Below are 18115 nucleotides of genomic sequence, written 5' to 3' on the forward strand. Positions count from 1 at the left end.
CTCAGCCCGGCGCTGCTCGCCCATCCTCCATTACATTCCCGATGGGCAGTAGCGACGGTGGATGAATCCGGCGAGCTTGCGGGTCAGCCAGCGTGGCAGCAGCCTCGGAGCGAACGCCAGCCAGCGATTGCGGCGCCCGGGCACAATGATCGCGTGGTCCTTGTCCAGCGCGCGTACGGTATACAGGGCCACTTCTTCGGGGGACAGGCAACGGCTGCTGCCGGCAAGGCGTTCGATGCGCCGCCGCGGCGAACGCACCGGGCCAGGACACAGCACCGAAACCTTGATTCCGGCGCGCTTGAGCTCTTCGCGCAGCGCCTCGCTGAAGCTCAGCACATAGGCCTTGCTCGCCGAGTAGGCTGCCATCCAGGGGCCCGGCGCCACGCCGGCAAGACCGGCGACATTGAGGATCTGCCCGCCACCGTGCAGCGCCATCAGATTACCCAGGGCGTGGCAGAGCCGGCTCAGCGCCAGGACGTTGACTTCGAGCAGGTCCTGTTCGTCGGCCCACTCATGGGCCAGGAATGGGCCGTATGTGCGCAGACCGGCGCAATTGATCAGCAGGTCGATGCGCCGCTCGCCTTCCTCGAGTTCCAGAACGAAACCGGAAAGCCGTAGAGGCTGGCTCAGATCACAGGCGCGAAACAGCACTTCGACGCCGAAGCGCTGTGTCAGCTCGATGGCCACCGGCTCCAGCGTCTCGCGCTGACGAGCGACCAGAATGAGATTGCGTCCACGCCGCGCCAGAGCTTCCGCCAGAGCCAGGCCAAGGCCGCTGGACGCTCCGGTGATCATGGCGTAACGGGTCATGCAGCGCTCCTGGGGCGGCGAAAGAGGGCGCTAGTGTACAGCCTGCCTCAACCCCTGTGACGGCTGTTTCGCACGCCCAGGGTCAGAACGGTTTGACCACCACCAGAATCACCACAGCCAGCAGAATAAGCACCGGTACTTCGTTGAACCAGCGGTAGAACACGTGGCTGCGCGTGTTGTTGCCAGCGGCAAAGCGCTTGCGCTGCGCGCCGCACACATGGTGATAGCCGGTCAGCAGCAGCACCAAGGTCAGTTTGGCGTGCATCCAGCCTTGGCTCAGCCAGCCCGGGGTGAGGTATAGCATCCAGATACCGAAGACGAAGGTCGCGATCATCGCCGGATTCATGATGCCGCGATACAGCTTGCGCTCCATGGTGATGAAGCGCTCCTGGCTGACCGGGTCGGTGCTTTGCGCGTGGTAGACGAACAGTCGCGGCAGGTAGAACAGACCGGCGAACCAGCAGACCACGCTGACGATGTGCAGCGCTTTGATCCAGAGATACAGCATTGATGACTTCCTTCAGGTTTTCACGGTGGGCAGATAGTAGTGGCCCGGTAGCCCCCAGGGCCAATCGAGTGTTGTGACAGGCGCCTTCGGCCCCTATCATCGACCACTTTCCAGTGGCTTCGTTGATGAGGGGCAAGCGTTATGATCAAGGTCGGTATCGTCGGCGGCACGGGTTACACTGGGGTCGAACTGTTGCGCCTGCTGGCGCAGCACCCGCAGGCTGAGGTGGCTGTCATCACCTCGCGCTCCGAGTCGGGCGTAGCGGTGGCCGACATGTACCCGAACCTGCGCGGCCATTACGATGGCCTGAAGTTCAGCGTGCCGGACAGCAAGACCCTCGGCGCCTGCGACGTGGTGTTTTTCGCCACCCCTCACGGTGTTGCACACGCCCTGGCCGGCGAGCTGCTGGCTGCAGGTACCAAGGTCATCGACCTGTCTGCGGATTTCCGCTTGCAGGATGCCGCCGAGTGGAGCAAGTGGTACGGCCAGCCACACGGCGCCCCCGATCTGCTGCAGGACGCGGTATACGGCTTGCCTGAGGTCAACCGGGAAAAAATTCGCCAGGCGCGTCTAATCGCCGTGCCGGGCTGCTACCCAACGGCCACGCAGTTGGGCTTCCTGCCGCTGCTCGAAGCCGGTATCGCTGATCCATTGCGCCTGATCGCCGATTGCAAGTCCGGGGTCAGTGGTGCTGGTCGCGGTGCAGCGGTGGGCTCGCTGTTCAGCGAAGCTGGCGAAAACATGAAAGCTTACGGGGTCAAAGGCCACCGTCATCTGCCAGAAATCAGCCAAGGCCTGCGCCTGGCTGCCGGTGGAGAGATCGGCCTGACCTTCGTGCCGCACCTGACGCCGATGATCCGCGGCATCCATTCGACCCTGTATGCCAACGTCGTGGACACCTCGGTTGACCTGCAGGCGCTGTTCGAAAAGCGCTACGCCGATGAGCCGTTCGTCGATGTGATGCCGGCTGGCAGCCACCCGGAAACTCGTAGCGTACGTGGCGCCAACGTCTGTCGCATCGCTGTGCATCGGCCGCAGGGTGGCGATCTGGTCGTGGTGTTGTCGGTGATCGACAACCTGGTCAAAGGCGCCTCGGGTCAGGCGGTGCAGAACCTCAACATCGTCTTCGGTCTGGACGAGCGTATGGGGCTGAACCACGCGGGCTTGCTACCCTGAGCGGCCCGGTGGTTCAGGGCCCGCCTCGTGCGGGCCTTTTTGTATCCTCCTGACAGGAAGGAACGCCCGGTGTCGCGCAATTGTTGACCAATTTTCTCGGAGAAGCGGATAATGCGCCCCATCGAGTGTTATTACGGCGTCAAGCCGGGAGAATCTACATGAGCGTCGAAACCTTCACCCCTACGGGTCTGGAATTCACCCAAGGTGCCGCGCACAAGGTGAAGACTCTGGTCAGCGAAGAGGGTAATGATCGCCTCAAGTTGCGTGTGTTCGTGACTGGCGGCGGTTGCTCGGGCTTTCAATATGGCTTCACCTTCGATGAAGATGTCGCCGAAGACGACACCATCGTCGAGCGCGAAGGCGTCTCGCTGGTGGTCGATCCCATGAGCTTTCAGTACCTGGCGGGCGCCGAGGTCGATTATCAGGAAGGGCTTGAGGGCTCGCGGTTCGTCATCAAGAACCCGAACGCAACCACCACCTGCGGTTGCGGATCTTCGTTCTCGATCTGAATGGCATCGGCTGACATGAACGCCGCGCACTTGCGCGGCGTTTGCGTATCTGAGTGTCAGGCAGGGTAGATCGCGCCCAGCACTCGCAGTCCTTTGGCGGCAGTGACGCTTGGACGATTGGCAGGCACGCCTTCCAGGCAGCAGTGCGCCAGCCAGGCGAAGGCCATGGCCTCTACCCAGTCGGGGTGCACGCCGTGGGCTTGAGTGCTGTCGACGCGGGTCGCAGGCAGCAGTGCCGCCAAACGCCGCATCAAGGCGCCGTTACGAGCACCACCACCGCACACCAGCAGCGTGTCGGTTGCAGGCTGCGCTGAGCGCAGGGCGTCGCAAATGCTCCGCGCGGTCAGCTCCAGCAATGTGGCCTGCACATTCTGCTCGGGTAGGGGTGGGTAGGCGGACAGGTGGCTGATCAGCCAAGGTAGATTAAACACCTCGCGTCCGGTGCTCTTCGGACCGTTACCGGCGAAGAACGGATCCGACAGCAGCGCGCTGAGCAGTGTTTCATCGACTGCACCTCCTGCGGCCCACGCGCCGTCGGCGTCGTACGGCTGCTGACGTTGCTGGTTGATCCAGGCATCGAGCAACACATTGCCCGGACCGCAATCGAAGCCCCTGACCGGTTGATCCTGTTCGATCAAACTGAGGTTGCTGAACCCGCCTACATTGAGCACGGCCAACCGCTGCCCAAGGTGGCCGAACAAGGTTTCGTGGAACGCCGGGACCAACGGCGCACCCTGGCCTCCGGCGGCGACATCACGGCGACGGAAGTCGGCCACCACGCTGATGCCGGTCAGCTCGGCGAGCAGCGCCGGATTGCCGATCTGTACGGTGAACCCCTTGGCAGGCTCATGACGGATGGTTTGCCCATGGCTGCCGATGGCGCGGATGTGTTCCGGGCCAAGCTTGCGCTCGACCAGCAGTTGACCAATACCTTCGGCAGCCAGTTGTGCCCAACGATTCTCGGCCATGGCGGCCCGAGCAATCTCATCGGCACCACTGGTACAAAGGCTCAGCAGCTCGTCCTTCAGCTGCGTTGGCATCGGCAGGTAGTGGGTCGCGAGCAACGCCGGTTGCTCGCCTTGTTCGATGAGGGCGATGTCCAGCCCGTCGAGGCTGGTGCCGGACATCACGCCAATGTAGTAAGCCATGACTCAGCGCTTGTTGGAGGCAAGCATGGTGGCTTTTTCCTGATCCATGCGGGCGATCAGGGGTTGGCTCTGTTGCATGAAGCGCTGGCGCTCGGCCTTGGCGATCGGGTCAGCCATCGGCACTTTCTGGCTCAATGGATCGACGTGCACGCCATTGACCTGGAACTCGTAGTGCAGGTGAGGCCCGGTAGACAGGCCGGTAGTACCGATGTAGCCGATCACTTGGCCTTGCTTGACGCTGCCGCCGGTTTTCACGCCCTTGGCGAAGCCCTGCATGTGCCCGTAGAGGGTCTGGTACTTGTTGCCGTGGGCGAGGATGACGGTATTGCCATAACCGCCGCGACGGCCTGCCAGTACCACCTTGCCGTCGCCCGCAGCCTTGATGGGTGTGCCGCGGGGGGCGGCGTAGTCGACACCCTTGTGCGCACGAATCTTGTTCAGGATCGGGTGCTTGCGACCGGCCGAGAATCGCGAGCTGATGCGTGCGAAGTCGACCGGCGTACGAATGAACGCCTTGCGCAGGCTGTTGCCATCGGCGGTGTAGTAGTTGGTATTGCCTTGCTTGTTGGTGTAACGCACGGCGGTGTAGGTCTTGCCGCGGTTGGTGAAGCGGGCGGACAGGATGTTGCCGGTGCCAACCACCTTGCCGTCCATGACCTTCTGTTCGTAGACCACGTCGAACTCGTCTCCCTGGCGAATATCCTGGGCGAAGTCGATGTCGTAGCCGAGCACGCGAGCCATGTCCATGGTCAGGCTGTGGGACAACCCGGCGCGCTGTGCCGAGGCGGACAGCGAGCTCTTGATGACCCCATGTGCGTAGGCAGTGCGTACCACCGGCTTGCTGACTTCGCGGCTGAAGCTGTAGCCCTTGTCCGAACGCGTCAGGCGAATGCTTTCAAGATTGCTGACCTTGCTGTGCAAACTCGTCAGTTGGCCGTCTTTGTCCAGCTCGAATTGCAGTACCTGGCCATGTTTGAGCTGGCTGAACTGCTTGGCCTGCTTGCTGCTGGCCAGCAGATCGTGCACGGCGTTGGAAGGGAGGCCGACCTTGGCGAACAGCGTCGAGAGCGTATCGCCCCGGGCAACGGTCACTTCACGGTGTCCGGGCAGCGCGGCTTTCTGCTCCGCCTCAGGGGTCTGGTTTGCCTGCTCGGTGGTGGCGGGCGCCGCATTTTCGATCTGCGCGAATGGCGAGCCGCTGGACTGCTGGGTTTGTACCAGCGGGGCGGCGGCTGATTCTTCTTTCAGTTGGTCGCCGGGCGTCTCGAGCTCGAGGCTAAGCGTGGTTTTCTTCGCTTCCACGTCGCTGGAAGGGAATACCAGCAGGGCAAGGCTCAGCAGTGCGGCAAGGCCGCTGGCAGCGAGCAGGTGGATTTTCGGGTATAGCGGAGGCGCCTTTGGAGTGTCTTTGGTCATAGGGGTGACTTTGAAAAGGTGAAATGGAAAAGATGAATGACATGATGAAGATGAAATAACTGTATAAAATATAACCAAATCTACCTTAGCGCAAGCGCGCGTAGACGCCACTGACCTGCACCTAGGTCACAAGGTTTTTCAAAACTTGTATTTGACCGCCGATATTGTATGGTTGGCATCCCTTGAAAATGGCCTTGCGGAACTGTGTATGAAGTCGGTGGAAGAGCAGCTCGCGCTCATCAAGCGCGGTGCAGAAGAGGTACTGGTCGAGTCGGAACTGGTCGAAAAGCTCAAGCGTGGCGAGCCGCTGCGTATCAAGGCAGGCTTCGATCCCACGGCACCTGACCTCCATCTCGGGCACACCGTACTGATCAACAAGCTGCGTCAGTTCCAGGAACTGGGGCATACCGTAGTGTTCCTGATCGGTGACTTCACCGGCATGATCGGCGACCCGAGCGGCAAGAGCGCCACCCGTCCACCGCTGACCCGTGAGCAGGTTCTGGACAACGCCGAGACGTATAAACAGCAGGTCTTCAAGATTCTCGATCCGGCCAAGACCGAAGTCGCGTTCAACTCGTCGTGGATGGACCACCTCACTCCAGCTGATTTCATTCGTCTGGCGTCCCAGTACACCGTGGCGCGCATGCTCGAGCGTGATGACTTCGACAAGCGCTACACCAGCAGTCAGCCGATCGCCATTCATGAGTTCCTCTATCCGTTGGTGCAGGGCTACGACTCGGTAGCGCTGAAGGCCGACGTCGAGCTCGGTGGCACCGATCAGAAATTCAACCTGCTGATGGGGCGCGAGTTGCAGCGTGCCTACGGCCAGGAGGCTCAGACCGTCATCACCATGCCGTTGCTCGAAGGTCTGGATGGCGTGAAGAAGATGTCCAAGTCGCTGGGCAATTATGTCGGTATCCAGGAAGCGCCCGGGGTGATGTACAGCAAGTTGGTGTCGCTTCCTGACGCAATGATGTGGCGCTACTTCGAGCTGCTGAGCTTCCGCAGCATGGAAGAGATCGAGCAACTGCGCGCCGACGTCGAAGCAGGTGCCAATCCGCGTGATGTGAAAATCAAGCTGGCAGAAGAAATCGTTGCCCGTTTCCATGGCGAGGAGGCGGCAGCCAATGCGCATCGTGCCGCTGGTAATCGCATGAAGGATGGCGAGCTGCCTGAAGATTTGCCTGAAGTGACCCTGACGGCGGGCGAGGACATGCCGATCGCTGCCGTATTGAATCAGACGGGCCTGGTCAAGAACTCTGCGGCAGCTCGGGATCTGCTCGCGGCGGGCAGCGTCAAGGTCGATGGCGAGGTGGTCGATCGAAGCTTTGTCTTCGCGCTGGGTGCCACGCACGTCTGTCAGGCAGGCAAGAAGGCGTTTGCCCGAGTAAATCTGCAGCAGGGCTAAGCGTTCTACCTATATAAGAAGAGGGAGGCCTGGGGCCTCCCTCTTCTTATATAGGGCTGGATGAACTTTTTGAAATAAGTGCTTGACCCTTCTCTGAATCTCTTTATACTGCGCACCACTTCCGGGGCAAACGGAACGGAAAACTCCTTGAGTTTCAATGAGTTAGATGTTCTGGCAGTGCTGGAGGTGCTTCGATCTGCTGATCGGCAGCGGTGAAAAAGGTGGTTGACAGCGGTGTTTAACGCTGTATGATTCGCCTCCCGCTACGAGTGATCGCAGCGAGCCAAGTGTTTGAAGTTGAACGAGATTCTCGCAAAATACTTCGAAATAAACGCTTGACAGGCTTAGAGGAAAGCGTAGAATGCGCGCCTCGGTTGAGACGAAACGCTCTTAACCAAACGCTCTTTAACAAATTGAATCAAGCAATTCGTGTGGGTGCTTGTGAGTACGGACTGATCGTCGCATAGATTATCAGCATCACAAGTGGCCATGCGAGAAATCACATAGTCATTTGAGATTGCTGAGCCAAGTTTAGGGTTTCTTAAAAACCCAAGCAGTATTGAACTGAAGAGTTTGATCATGGCTCAGATTGAACGCTGGCGGCAGGCCTAACACATGCAAGTCGAGCGGATGAGAAGAGCTTGCTCTTCGATTCAGCGGCGGACGGGTGAGTAATGCCTAGGAATCTGCCTGGTAGTGGGGGACAACGTCTCGAAAGGGACGCTAATACCGCATACGTCCTACGGGAGAAAGCAGGGGACCTTCGGGCCTTGCGCTATCAGATGAGCCTAGGTCGGATTAGCTTGTTGGTGAGGTAATGGCTCACCAAGGCGACGATCCGTAACTGGTCTGAGAGGATGATCAGTCACACTGGAACTGAGACACGGTCCAGACTCCTACGGGAGGCAGCAGTGGGGAATATTGGACAATGGGCGAAAGCCTGATCCAGCCATGCCGCGTGTGTGAAGAAGGTCTTCGGATTGTAAAGCACTTTAAGTTGGGAGGAAGGGCAATCAGCGAATACCTGGTTGTTTTGACGTTACCGACAGAATAAGCACCGGCTAACTCTGTGCCAGCAGCCGCGGTAATACAGAGGGTGCAAGCGTTAATCGGAATTACTGGGCGTAAAGCGCGCGTAGGTGGTTTGTTAAGTTGGATGTGAAAGCCCCGGGCTCAACCTGGGAACTGCATCCAAAACTGGCAAGCTAGAGTATGGTAGAGGGTGGTGGAATTTCCTGTGTAGCGGTGAAATGCGTAGATATAGGAAGGAACACCAGTGGCGAAGGCGACCACCTGGACTGATACTGACACTGAGGTGCGAAAGCGTGGGGAGCAAACAGGATTAGATACCCTGGTAGTCCACGCCGTAAACGATGTCAACTAGCCGTTGGAATCCTTGAGATTTTAGTGGCGCAGCTAACGCATTAAGTTGACCGCCTGGGGAGTACGGCCGCAAGGTTAAAACTCAAATGAATTGACGGGGGCCCGCACAAGCGGTGGAGCATGTGGTTTAATTCGAAGCAACGCGAAGAACCTTACCAGGCCTTGACATGCAGAGAACTTTCCAGAGATGGATAGGTGCCTTCGGGAACTCTGACACAGGTGCTGCATGGCTGTCGTCAGCTCGTGTCGTGAGATGTTGGGTTAAGTCCCGTAACGAGCGCAACCCTTGTCCTTAGTTACCAGCACGTTATGGTGGGCACTCTAAGGAGACTGCCGGTGACAAACCGGAGGAAGGTGGGGATGACGTCAAGTCATCATGGCCCTTACGGCCTGGGCTACACACGTGCTACAATGGTCGGTACAGAGGGTTGCCAAGCCGCGAGGTGGAGCTAATCTCACAAAACCGATCGTAGTCCGGATCGCAGTCTGCAACTCGACTGCGTGAAGTCGGAATCGCTAGTAATCGCGAATCAGAATGTCGCGGTGAATACGTTCCCGGGCCTTGTACACACCGCCCGTCACACCATGGGAGTGGGTTGCACCAGAAGTAGCTAGTCTAACCTTCGGGGGGACGGTTACCACGGTGTGATTCATGACTGGGGTGAAGTCGTAACAAGGTAGCCGTAGGGGAACCTGCGGCTGGATCACCTCCTTAATCGAAGACATCAGCCTGCTGATGAGCTCCCACACGAATTGCTTGATTCTTTGTACGAAGACGATGCTGTAACGCGACCCTGTTATAGGTCTGTAGCTCAGTTGGTTAGAGCGCACCCCTGATAAGGGTGAGGTCGGCAGTTCAAATCTGCCCAGACCTACCATTTCATGGTGCAGCCTAGAGATACGGGGCCATAGCTCAGCTGGGAGAGCGCCTGCCTTGCACGCAGGAGGTCAGCGGTTCGATCCCGCTTGGCTCCACCACCTTTTGCTGAAGTGTACGCTTGATCGTCGCACTGTTCAGAATACAGAAATGAACATTCCACTCGGGTAGCGAGTGAAGTGAATGTTGATTTCTGACTTTTGTCAGATCGTTCTTTAAAAATTCGGATATGTGATAGAAATAGACTGAACACCAGTTTCACTGCTGGTGGATCAGGCTAAGGTAAAATTTGTGAGTGCTCCTTGAGCACGCGAATTTTCGGCGAATGTCGTCTTCACAGTATAACCAGATTGCTTGGGGTTATATGGTCAAGTGAAGAAGCGCATACGGTGGATGCCTTGGCAGTCAGAGGCGATGAAAGACGTGGTAGCCTGCGAAAAGCTTTGGGGAGTCGGCAAACAGACTGTGATCCAGAGATCTCTGAATGGGGGAACCCACCTAGGATAACCTAGGTATCTTGTACTGAATACATAGGTGCAAGAAGCGAACCAGGGGAACTGAAACATCTAAGTACCCTGAGGAATAGAAATCAACCGAGATTCCCTTAGTAGTGGCGAGCGAACGGGGACCAGCCCTTAAGCCGGTTTGAGATTAGTGGAACGCTCTGGAAAGTGCGGCCATAGTGGGTGATAGCCCCGTACACGAAAATCTCTTGGCGGTGAAATCGAGTAGGACGGAGCACGAGAAACTTTGTCTGAATATGGGGGGACCATCCTCCAAGGCTAAATACTACTGACTGACCGATAGTGAACCAGTACCGTGAGGGAAAGGCGAAAAGAACCCCGGAGAGGGGAGTGAAATAGAACCTGAAACCGTATGCGTACAAGCAGTGGGAGCCTACTTTGTTAGGTGACTGCGTACCTTTTGTATAATGGGTCAGCGACTTATATTCAGTGGCGAGCTTAACCGAATAGGGGAGGCGTAGCGAAAGCGAGTCTTAATAGGGCGTTTAGTCGCTGGGTATAGACCCGAAACCGGGCGATCTATCCATGGGCAGGTTGAAGGTTAGGTAACACTGACTGGAGGACCGAACCGACTACCGTTGAAAAGTTAGCGGATGACCTGTGGATCGGAGTGAAAGGCTAATCAAGCTCGGAGATAGCTGGTTCTCCTCGAAAGCTATTTAGGTAGCGCCTCATGTATCACTGTAGGGGGTAGAGCACTGTTTCGGCTAGGGGGTCATCCCGACTTACCAAACCGATGCAAACTCCGAATACCTACAAGTGCCGAGCATGGGAGACACACGGCGGGTGCTAACGTCCGTCGTGAAAAGGGAAACAACCCAGACCGTCAGCTAAGGTCCCAAAGTCATGGTTAAGTGGGAAACGATGTGGGAAGGCTTAGACAGCTAGGAGGTTGGCTTAGAAGCAGCCATCCTTTAAAGAAAGCGTAATAGCTCACTAGTCGAGTCGGCCTGCGCGGAAGATGTAACGGGGCTCAAACCATGCACCGAAGCTACGGGTATCACCTCTGGTGATGCGGTAGAGGAGCGTTCTGTAAGCCTGTGAAGGTGAGTTGAGAAGCTTGCTGGAGGTATCAGAAGTGCGAATGCTGACATGAGTAACGACAATGCGAGTGAAAAACTCGCACGCCGAAAGACCAAGGTTTCCTGCGCAACGTTAATCGACGCAGGGTTAGTCGGTCCCTAAGGCGAGGCTGAAAAGCGTAGTCGATGGAAAACAGGTTAATATTCCTGTACTTCCGATTGTTGCGATGGAGGGACGGAGAAGGCTAGGCCAGCTTGGCGTTGGTTGTCCAAGTTTAAGGTGGTAGGCTGAGATCTTAGGCAAATCCGGGATCTCAAGGCCGAGAGCTGATGACGAGTTGCCTTTAGGCGACGAAGTGGTTGATGCCATGCTTCCAAGAAAAGCTCCTAAGCTTCAGACAATCGGGAACCGTACCCCAAACCGACACAGGTGGTTGGGTAGAGAATACCAAGGCGCTTGAGAGAACTCGGGTGAAGGAACTAGGCAAAATGGCACCGTAACTTCGGGAGAAGGTGCGCCGGTGAGGGTGAAGGACTTGCTCCGTAAGCTCATGCCGGTCGAAGATACCAGGCCGCTGCGACTGTTTATTAAAAACACAGCACTCTGCAAACACGAAAGTGGACGTATAGGGTGTGACGCCTGCCCGGTGCCGGAAGGTTAATTGATGGGGTTAGCGCAAGCGAAGCTCTTGATCGAAGCCCCGGTAAACGGCGGCCGTAACTATAACGGTCCTAAGGTAGCGAAATTCCTTGTCGGGTAAGTTCCGACCTGCACGAATGGCGTAACGATGGCGGCGCTGTCTCCACCCGAGACTCAGTGAAATTGAAATCGCTGTGAAGATGCAGTGTATCCGCGGCTAGACGGAAAGACCCCGTGAACCTTTACTATAGCTTTGCACTGGACTTTGAATTTGCTTGTGTAGGATAGGTGGGAGGCTTTGAAGTGGGGACGCCAGTTCTCATGGAGCCATCCTTGAAATACCACCCTGGCAACTTTGAGGTTCTAACTCAGGTCCGTCATCCGGATCGAGGACAGTGTATGGTGGGTAGTTTGACTGGGGCGGTCTCCTCCCAAAGAGTAACGGAGGAGTACGAAGGTGCGCTCAGACCGGTCGGAAATCGGTCGTAGAGTATAAAGGCAAAAGCGCGCTTGACTGCGAGACCCACACGTCGAGCAGGTACGAAAGTAGGTCTTAGTGATCCGGTGGTTCTGTATGGAAGGGCCATCGCTCAACGGATAAAAGGTACTCCGGGGATAACAGGCTGATACCGCCCAAGAGTTCATATCGACGGCGGTGTTTGGCACCTCGATGTCGGCTCATCACATCCTGGGGCTGAAGCCGGTCCCAAGGGTATGGCTGTTCGCCATTTAAAGTGGTACGCGAGCTGGGTTTAGAACGTCGTGAGACAGTTCGGTCCCTATCTGCCGTGGACGTTTGAGATTTGAGAGGGGCTGCTCCTAGTACGAGAGGACCGGAGTGGACGAACCTCTGGTGTTCCGGTTGTCACGCCAGTGGCATTGCCGGGTAGCTATGTTCGGAAGAGATAACCGCTGAAAGCATCTAAGCGGGAAACTTGCCTCAAGATGAGATCTCACTGGGATCTTGAATCCCCTGAAGGGCCGTCGAAGACTACGACGTTGATAGGTGGGGTGTGTAAGCGCTGTGAGGCGTTGAGCTAACCCATACTAATTGCCCGTGAGGCTTGACCATATAACACCCAAGCAATCTGCAACGCAGATTGTGGTGGTGAAGACGCTGAAACCGAAAATTCGCAGCTCACAGACATCACATATCCGAATTCGCTGGCACGTTCTCAGAACGCACCGGCTACCGAATTTCTTGACGACCATAGAGCATTGGAACCACCTGATCCCATCCCGAACTCAGCAGTGAAACGATGCATCGCCGATGGTAGTGTGGGGTTTCCCCATGTGAGAGTAGGTCATCGTCAAGATTCATTTCGCAAAACCCCTATCTGCGCGAGCAGGTAGGGGTTTTGTCTTTTCTGGATGTCGGAAAAAGCGTCATCGTCTGATGGAGCTTGCTCGCAGTTCTAGGCAATCAACCGGGGCGTGGCTATCATGCGACCCTCATTTCAAATCGAGACTGGCATGCTGAAGTTGTTGAGCCTTCTTAGGGACGGCCGTTTCCATTCCGGTGAAGATCTGGGTACAGCCCTGGGTATCAGCCGGAGCGCCGTCTGGAAGCAGCTGCAGAATCTGGAAAGCGAGTTGAACCTGACGATCTACAAAGTGCGTGGCCGGGGGTACAAGCTTTCCGAGCCTCTGCATCTACTGGATGCACAGGTGATCTTAAGCGATGCTTCGCATGCCCCCTGGCCTGTGTTTGTCCACGAAGAAATCGACTCCACCAATGCTGAAGGGCTCAGAATGGCCGCACAAGGCCAGCCGACCCCTTTCGTGGTATTGGCAGAGCGCCAGAGCGCTGGTCGCGGTCGCCGTGGGCGGCAGTGGATCAGTCCGTTCGCCGAGAACCTCTACTACAGTGCAGTTTTGCGCATAGAGGGCGGGATGCGCCAGCTGGAGGGGCTCAGCCTGGTCGTCGGGCTGGTGGTGATGCGCGTGTTGAGCAACCTGAACGTCAAGCATGTTGGTCTCAAGTGGCCGAACGATGTATTGGTTGCTGATCGAAAGGTGGCAGGTATTCTCCTGGAGTTGGTGGGTGATCCGGCCGATGTATGCCACGTGGTGCTGGGTATTGGCGTGAATGTCAACATGCAGAGCACCGACCAGGTGGATCAGCCTTGGACGTCCATGCGCTGCGAGACGGGTGCTCTGGTTGATCGCAACCATTTGGTGGCAATGCTGAGCGGTGAGCTTGAACGTGAGCTCAAGAGGCATCAAACGCATGGATTTGCCGCCTTCCAGGTCGAATGGGAGCAGGCCCACCTCTGGCAGGGGCGTAGCGTGTCGCTGATTGCCGGCGCCAGCCGAGTCGATGGGGTCGTGAAAGGTGTGGATGTTCACGGTGGCCTGCGTCTGGACATCGACGGCAAGGAAAAGAGCTTCAGCGGTGGCGAGCTCAGTCTGAGGTTGCGTGATGATTCTTGAGCTCGATTGCGGTAACAGCTTCATAAAATGGCGAGTGATCTTCGCTGCAGATGCCTGCGTCGTGGCGGGGGGCATCGTTGACTCTGATCAAGCCCTGCTCGATGCCATACGGAGTGTGACGGCTCTGCATCTGTCGGCTTGTCGAATGGTCAGCGTCCGCAGTGAGGACGAAACGGCCTCGCTTTGCGCCCAACTCGAAAGGGCGTTCGGTATCACTGCTCTGGTGGCTGAGCCTGCTCGAGAAATGGCCGGCGTGCGCAATGGCTATGATGACTACCAGCGCCTGGGTATGGATCGCTGGCTTGCAGCACTCGGGGGCTATCATCTGGCCGGTGGAGCGTGCCTGGTCATCGACTTCGGTACCGCTGCCAAGGCCGACTTCGTGGCGGCGGACGGCCAGCACCTGGGCGGTTACATTTGTCCGGGTATGCCGTTGATGCGTACCCAGCTGCGCACGCACACTCGGCGTATTCGTTACGACGATGCCTCCGCGGAACGCGCCCTTGCGAGTCTGGAGCCCGGCCGCTCGACCGTTGAAGCTGTGGAGCGGGGGTGTGTGATGATGTTGCAAGGGTTTGCTCGTTCACAAATCGAACAGGCCCAGGCGCTGTGGGGGGATGATTACACCCTGTTCCTCACGGGAGGGGATGCTCCTCTGGTGAGAAGTGCAGCGCCGCAGGGACGGATAGTGCCTGACTTGGTATTTGTGGGCCTGGCGATGGCCTGCCCGTTGAATTGAGGTGCCTATGCGCTGGCTGTTCTTGCTTTTGGTCGTGCTCAATATCTGTTACTTCGCCTGGCGCCAGCAGGAGGCGCCTCTGAAGATCAAGGATGTGACGCCGCTCTCCCTATACAAGGGCGGGCAGCAAGAGATCCGCCTGGTGCGCGAAACGGGGACATCGCTGCCAGCGGTGCGTCGTGATGAGTGCCTGGTGCTGGGCGGGTTGAGTTCGAACGACCGAATCCAGCAACTTCGCCAGCGGCTGGTCAGCCTTGATATATCCAGCCAGACGATCCCTGGACAGTTGCCTGGGGCTGAGGGCCGTTGGCTGAAAATCGATCCTCAGAGCGAGCGCCTGTTGGATCAGTCGGTGCTGCAAAGTCTTTCCAAGGATTTCAAAGACTTGAAGCATAAAATTATTTTATGCGAAGGGGTTGCAACGGCTGAATAGCTTGATAGAATGGCGCCCGCTTCGCAGGGAACACCACCCAGTGGTTGAACTGCAAGTCGCTGTCGAATGAGCTAACCTCAGGATTTAAATGAGAAAAAGCTTGACAGCAGGACGGCAAGAGTTGAAAATGCCGCCCACGCTCAGGAGGGGTTCCCGAGCGGCCAAAGGGATCAGACTGTAAATCTGACGTCTTCGACTTCGAAGGTTCGAATCCTTCCCCCTCCACCATTTTGCGAGAGCTGCAAGCTCCGCGGGTATAGTTTAGTGGTAGAACCTCAGCCTTCCAAGCTGATGATGCGGGTTCGATTCCCGCTACCCGCTCCAAGTTTGTTGTTTTCAATGTGTACTGCTCTTGTAGCTCAGTTGGTAGAGCACACCCTTGGTAAGGGTGAGGTCAGCGGTTCAAGTCCGCTCAAGAGCTCCATATAAACAAAGGCAGATATGAAAATATCTGCCTTTGTTCTGTCAGGAACGCCTGTTTGCTTTCTGGCGGATAGCGGATTGGTCACGGTTCAATGGGTCTGGTCGTGGTGTCACGCCGGGCGAATAGCTTGAACAAGTGGTTGATTTCTCAAGGTCGGGTCTGCATAATGCGCGGCCTGATACAGCGTTAAAGGTCAGTAGCTCAATTGGCAGAGCGACGGTCTCCAAAACCGTAGGTTGGGGGTTCGATTCCCTCCTGACCTGCCATTCACCTCGGTGTGATTGGCTTTCTTCTTACAGGATCTTCCTCGATGACCCCCAAAACTGAAGCCCAAGAAACACGTTTCGATCTGTTCAAGTGGCTGGCTGTTGTGGCTTTGGTGGTCGTGGGTGTGGTGGGTAACCAGTATTACTCGGCGGCACCTATCCTGTATCGCGTTCTTGCACTGCTTGCCCTGGCTGCTGTCGCTGGCTTCATCGCCCTGCAGACTGCGAAGGGTAGGTCGTTCTTTACGCTGGCGAAGGAAGCTCGTGCCGAGATTCGTAAAGTCGTGTGGCCGACCCGCCAAGAAACCATGCAGACCACGCTGATTGTCGTGGTCGTCGTTCTGGTGATGGCGTTGCTGTTGTGGGGGCTTGATTCCCTGCTCGGTTGGTTGGTTTCCTTGATTGTTGGCTAAGGGTGTCCCGTGGCTAAGCGTTGGTACGTTGTGCATGCTTACTCGGGTTACGAGAAGCATGTAATGCGCTCCCTGATTGAGCGCGTCAAGCTTGCTGGCATCGAAGACGTGTTCGGCGAAATCCTGGTTCCGACCGAGGAAGTCGTCGAGATGCGCAACGGTCAGAAGCGTAAGAGCGAGCGTAAGTTCTTCCCGGGCTATGTTCTGGTCCAGATGGAGATGAACGAAGAGACTTGGCACCTTGTCAAGGACACGCCGCGCGTCATGGGCTTCATCGGTGGTACTGCAGATAAGCCTGCACCTATCACTGATAAAGAAGCTGAAGCCATTCTGCGTCGCGTCGCTGATGGTTCGGCCAAGCCGAAACCCAAGACGCTGTTTGAGCCAGGTGAAACGGTTCGCGTTATCGACGGTCCGTTCGCTGACTTCAACGGTGCAGTAGAAGAAGTGAATTACGAAAAGAGCCGTCTGCAGGTCGCAGTGCTCATTTTCGGTCGCTCCACCCCGGTGGAGCTCGAGTTCAGCCAGGTCGAGAAGGTCTAGCGGAACGCAGCATCCCATACCCCGCAGCCTGCGTGCTGCGGGGTTTTGTCGTCACTGGGATAAAACGCAAGTCATCCGGGGAGCCATCAGGCGTTCGTACCCGATTTTGGAGTAGCTCATGGCTAAGAAGATTCAGGCTTACATCAAGCTGCAAGTTAAGGCCGGCCAGGCCAACCCAAGCCCACCCGTCGGTCCTGCACTGGGCCAACACGGCGTGAACATCATGGAGTTCTGCAAGGCCTTCAACGCCCGTACTCAGGGTCAAGAAGCCGGTCTGCCAACTCCTGTGATCATCACTGTCTACAGCGACCGTAGCTTCACCTTCGAGACCAAGAGCACCCCTGCCTCGGTTCTGCTGAAGAAAGCTGCTGGCCTGGCCAGTGGTTCGGCTCGTCCGAACACCGTCAAGGTTGGTACCGTTACCCGCGCTCAGCTGGAAGAAATCGCCAAGACCAAACAGGCCGATCTGACTTCTGCTGACCTGGACGCAGCTGTACGCACCATCGCTGGCTCTGCCCGCAGCATGGGCTTGAACGTGGAGGGTGTGTAATGGCTAAGCTGACCAAGCGCCAAAAGGCTATCGCCGAGAAGATCGAAGCAGGCAAGGCCTACAACTTCGAAGAAGCAGCAACCCTGCTCGCTTCGTTGCCGGCTGCCAAGTTCGTCGAGTCGTTCGATATCGCCGTCAACCTCGGTGTTGACCCGCGTAAATCCGACCAGGTCGTTCGCAGTGCTACCGTACTGCCGCACGGTACTGGCAAGACCGTTCGCGTGGCTGTCTTCACCCAGGGTCCTGCTGCTGAAGCCGCTCTGGCTGCTGGCGCTGACCGTGTAGGTATGGACGATCTGGCTGCCGAAATGAAAGGCGGCGACCTGAACTACGACGTCGTGATCGCATCGCCTGATGCCATGCGCGTTGTCGGTCAACTGGGTCAGGTTCTGGGTCCTCGCGGCCTGATGCCTAACCCGAAAGTGGGTACCGTGACCCCAGACGTAGCCGGCGCCGTCAAGAACGCCAAGGCTGGTCAGGTTCGCTACCGTACCGACAAGAACGGTATCATCCACACCTCCGTTGGCAAGATCGGCTTTGAAGCTGGCAAGCTGAAGGAAAACGTTGAAGCCCTGATCGCTGATCTGAAGCGTATCAAGCCGGCTTCCTCGAAAGGTATCTACGTCAAGCGCGTTACCCTGAGCACCACCATGGGCCCAGGTCTGGTCATCGACCAGAGCTCGCTGGACGTATAAGAAACATCACCCGTGCGGCGAGTCTGCACGGGTTGGAAGAGATTGGGGTCCCTGCCTGGCGGGGGCTGTCCAAGACCGTAGGCGACGCAAGTCTTAAACCTCCAGCCTACGCAGATGGTGCTCCCGGTTCGTTATCGAATCAGACACCAAAACGACATCCGGCCTCGGCCAGATGAAACGGTTAAAACCAGGAGTAAA

The 18115-nt window shown here is 57.1% G+C and carries 14 protein-coding genes, 6 tRNA genes and 3 rRNA genes; 19 read left to right on the forward strand and 4 right to left on the reverse strand.

The window, feature by feature from the left end; translation table 11 throughout:
• Window positions 1-30 precede the first annotated feature (30 nt).
• Together LK03_RS07535 and hemJ are read right to left on the reverse strand one after the other, a co-directional pair.
• Window positions 31-810, reverse strand: a complete 780-nt coding sequence (locus LK03_RS07535; RefSeq protein ID WP_038411775.1) for an SDR family NAD(P)-dependent oxidoreductase — start codon at window positions 808-810, stop codon at window positions 31-33.
• An 82-nt stretch (window positions 811-892) separates the two neighbouring features.
• Window positions 893-1315: a protoporphyrinogen oxidase HemJ gene (hemJ, locus tag LK03_RS07540; protein ID WP_205621239.1), complete on the reverse strand. Its 423-nt coding sequence runs from the start codon at window positions 1313-1315 to the stop codon at window positions 893-895.
• 144 nt (window positions 1316-1459) lie between these two features.
• On the opposite strand from hemJ, the gene argC reads away from it, so the two are divergent.
• Together argC and erpA are read left to right on the forward strand one after the other, a co-directional pair.
• Window positions 1460-2494 (forward strand): N-acetyl-gamma-glutamyl-phosphate reductase, encoded by a 1035-nt coding sequence (gene argC, locus LK03_RS07545; protein ID WP_038411777.1) that lies wholly within the window; start codon window positions 1460-1462, stop codon window positions 2492-2494.
• A gap of 158 nt (window positions 2495-2652) precedes the next feature.
• Window positions 2653-3003 (forward strand): iron-sulfur cluster insertion protein ErpA, encoded by a 351-nt coding sequence (gene erpA, locus LK03_RS07550; RefSeq protein ID WP_028695768.1) that lies wholly within the window; start codon window positions 2653-2655, stop codon window positions 3001-3003.
• 56 nt (window positions 3004-3059) lie between these two features.
• Here the strand turns inward: erpA and LK03_RS07555 are convergent, their stop codons facing one another.
• Both LK03_RS07555 and LK03_RS07560 read right to left on the reverse strand, forming a co-directional pair.
• Entirely contained in the window at window positions 3060-4151 is a 1092-nt protein-coding gene (locus tag LK03_RS07555; RefSeq protein WP_038411778.1) for an anhydro-N-acetylmuramic acid kinase, read from the reverse strand.
• A gap of 3 nt (window positions 4152-4154) precedes the next feature.
• Complete coding sequence (locus tag LK03_RS07560) at window positions 4155-5567, reverse strand: peptidoglycan DD-metalloendopeptidase family protein (RefSeq protein WP_038411779.1); 1413 nt, start codon at window positions 5565-5567, stop codon at window positions 4155-4157.
• Window positions 5568-5775: 208 nt separating this feature from the next.
• Between LK03_RS07560 and tyrS the strand changes: the two genes are divergently transcribed.
• The 17 genes from tyrS to rplA all read left to right on the forward strand — a co-directional run bounded on the left by tyrS (window position 5776) and on the right by rplA (window position 17917).
• A complete protein-coding gene (gene tyrS, locus LK03_RS07565) occupies window positions 5776-6975 on the forward strand; it encodes a tyrosine--tRNA ligase (RefSeq protein WP_038411780.1) in 1200 nt (399 codons plus the stop codon).
• A gap of 561 nt (window positions 6976-7536) precedes the next feature.
• Window positions 7537-9073, forward strand: a 16S ribosomal RNA gene (locus LK03_RS07570).
• 86 nt (window positions 9074-9159) lie between these two features.
• Window positions 9160-9236 (forward strand) — tRNA-Ile (locus tag LK03_RS07575).
• Between the two features lie 24 nt (window positions 9237-9260).
• Window positions 9261-9336: transfer RNA gene (locus tag LK03_RS07580), tRNA-Ala, on the forward strand.
• Window positions 9337-9601: 265 nt separating this feature from the next.
• Window positions 9602-12493 (forward strand): 23S ribosomal RNA (locus tag LK03_RS07585).
• A 128-nt stretch (window positions 12494-12621) separates the two neighbouring features.
• A 5S ribosomal RNA gene (rrf, locus tag LK03_RS07590) occupies window positions 12622-12737 on the forward strand.
• The 16S, 23S and 5S rRNA genes sit together here with 2 tRNA genes alongside, the layout of an rRNA operon.
• 157 nt (window positions 12738-12894) lie before the next feature.
• A complete protein-coding gene (gene birA / locus LK03_RS07595) occupies window positions 12895-13854 on the forward strand; it encodes a bifunctional biotin--[acetyl-CoA-carboxylase] ligase/biotin operon repressor BirA (protein ID WP_038411782.1) in 960 nt (319 codons plus the stop codon).
• On the forward strand, window positions 13844-14593 hold the full coding sequence (locus tag LK03_RS07600) for a pantothenate kinase (RefSeq protein ID WP_038411783.1): 750 nt from the start codon (window positions 13844-13846) through the stop codon (window positions 14591-14593). The genes birA and LK03_RS07600 overlap by 11 nt, the downstream gene beginning before the upstream one ends.
• Before the next feature lie 7 nt (window positions 14594-14600).
• On the forward strand, window positions 14601-15026 hold the full coding sequence (locus tag LK03_RS07605) for a hypothetical protein (protein WP_038411784.1): 426 nt from the start codon (window positions 14601-14603) through the stop codon (window positions 15024-15026).
• A gap of 143 nt (window positions 15027-15169) precedes the next feature.
• Window positions 15170-15254, forward strand: a tRNA-Tyr gene (locus LK03_RS07610).
• Window positions 15255-15276: 22 nt separating this feature from the next.
• Window positions 15277-15350 (forward strand) — tRNA-Gly (locus LK03_RS07615).
• 24 nt (window positions 15351-15374) lie between these two features.
• Window positions 15375-15450 (forward strand) — tRNA-Thr (locus LK03_RS07620).
• Window positions 15451-15640: 190 nt separating this feature from the next.
• A tRNA-Trp gene (locus LK03_RS07625) sits at window positions 15641-15716 on the forward strand.
• A 44-nt stretch (window positions 15717-15760) separates the two neighbouring features.
• A complete protein-coding gene (gene secE / locus LK03_RS07630; RefSeq protein ID WP_038411785.1) occupies window positions 15761-16129 on the forward strand; it encodes a preprotein translocase subunit SecE in 369 nt (122 codons plus the stop codon).
• Window positions 16130-16138: 9 nt separating this feature from the next.
• Window positions 16139-16672, forward strand: coding sequence for a transcription termination/antitermination protein NusG (gene nusG, locus LK03_RS07635; RefSeq protein WP_038411786.1), 534 nt, complete (start codon window positions 16139-16141; stop codon window positions 16670-16672).
• A gap of 118 nt (window positions 16673-16790) precedes the next feature.
• Entirely contained in the window at window positions 16791-17222 is a 432-nt protein-coding gene (rplK, locus tag LK03_RS07640) for a 50S ribosomal protein L11 (RefSeq protein WP_038411787.1), read from the forward strand.
• Complete coding sequence (gene rplA, locus LK03_RS07645) at window positions 17222-17917, forward strand: 50S ribosomal protein L1 (protein ID WP_028695401.1); 696 nt, start codon at window positions 17222-17224, stop codon at window positions 17915-17917. Before rplK ends, rplA begins: the two co-directional genes overlap by 1 nt.
• Window positions 17918-18115: the final 198 nt, after the last annotated feature.

The sequence above is a fragment of the Pseudomonas cremoricolorata genome (assembly GCF_000759535.1).
In the GTDB taxonomy this organism is placed as follows: domain Bacteria; phylum Pseudomonadota; class Gammaproteobacteria; order Pseudomonadales; family Pseudomonadaceae; genus Aquipseudomonas; species Aquipseudomonas cremoricolorata_A.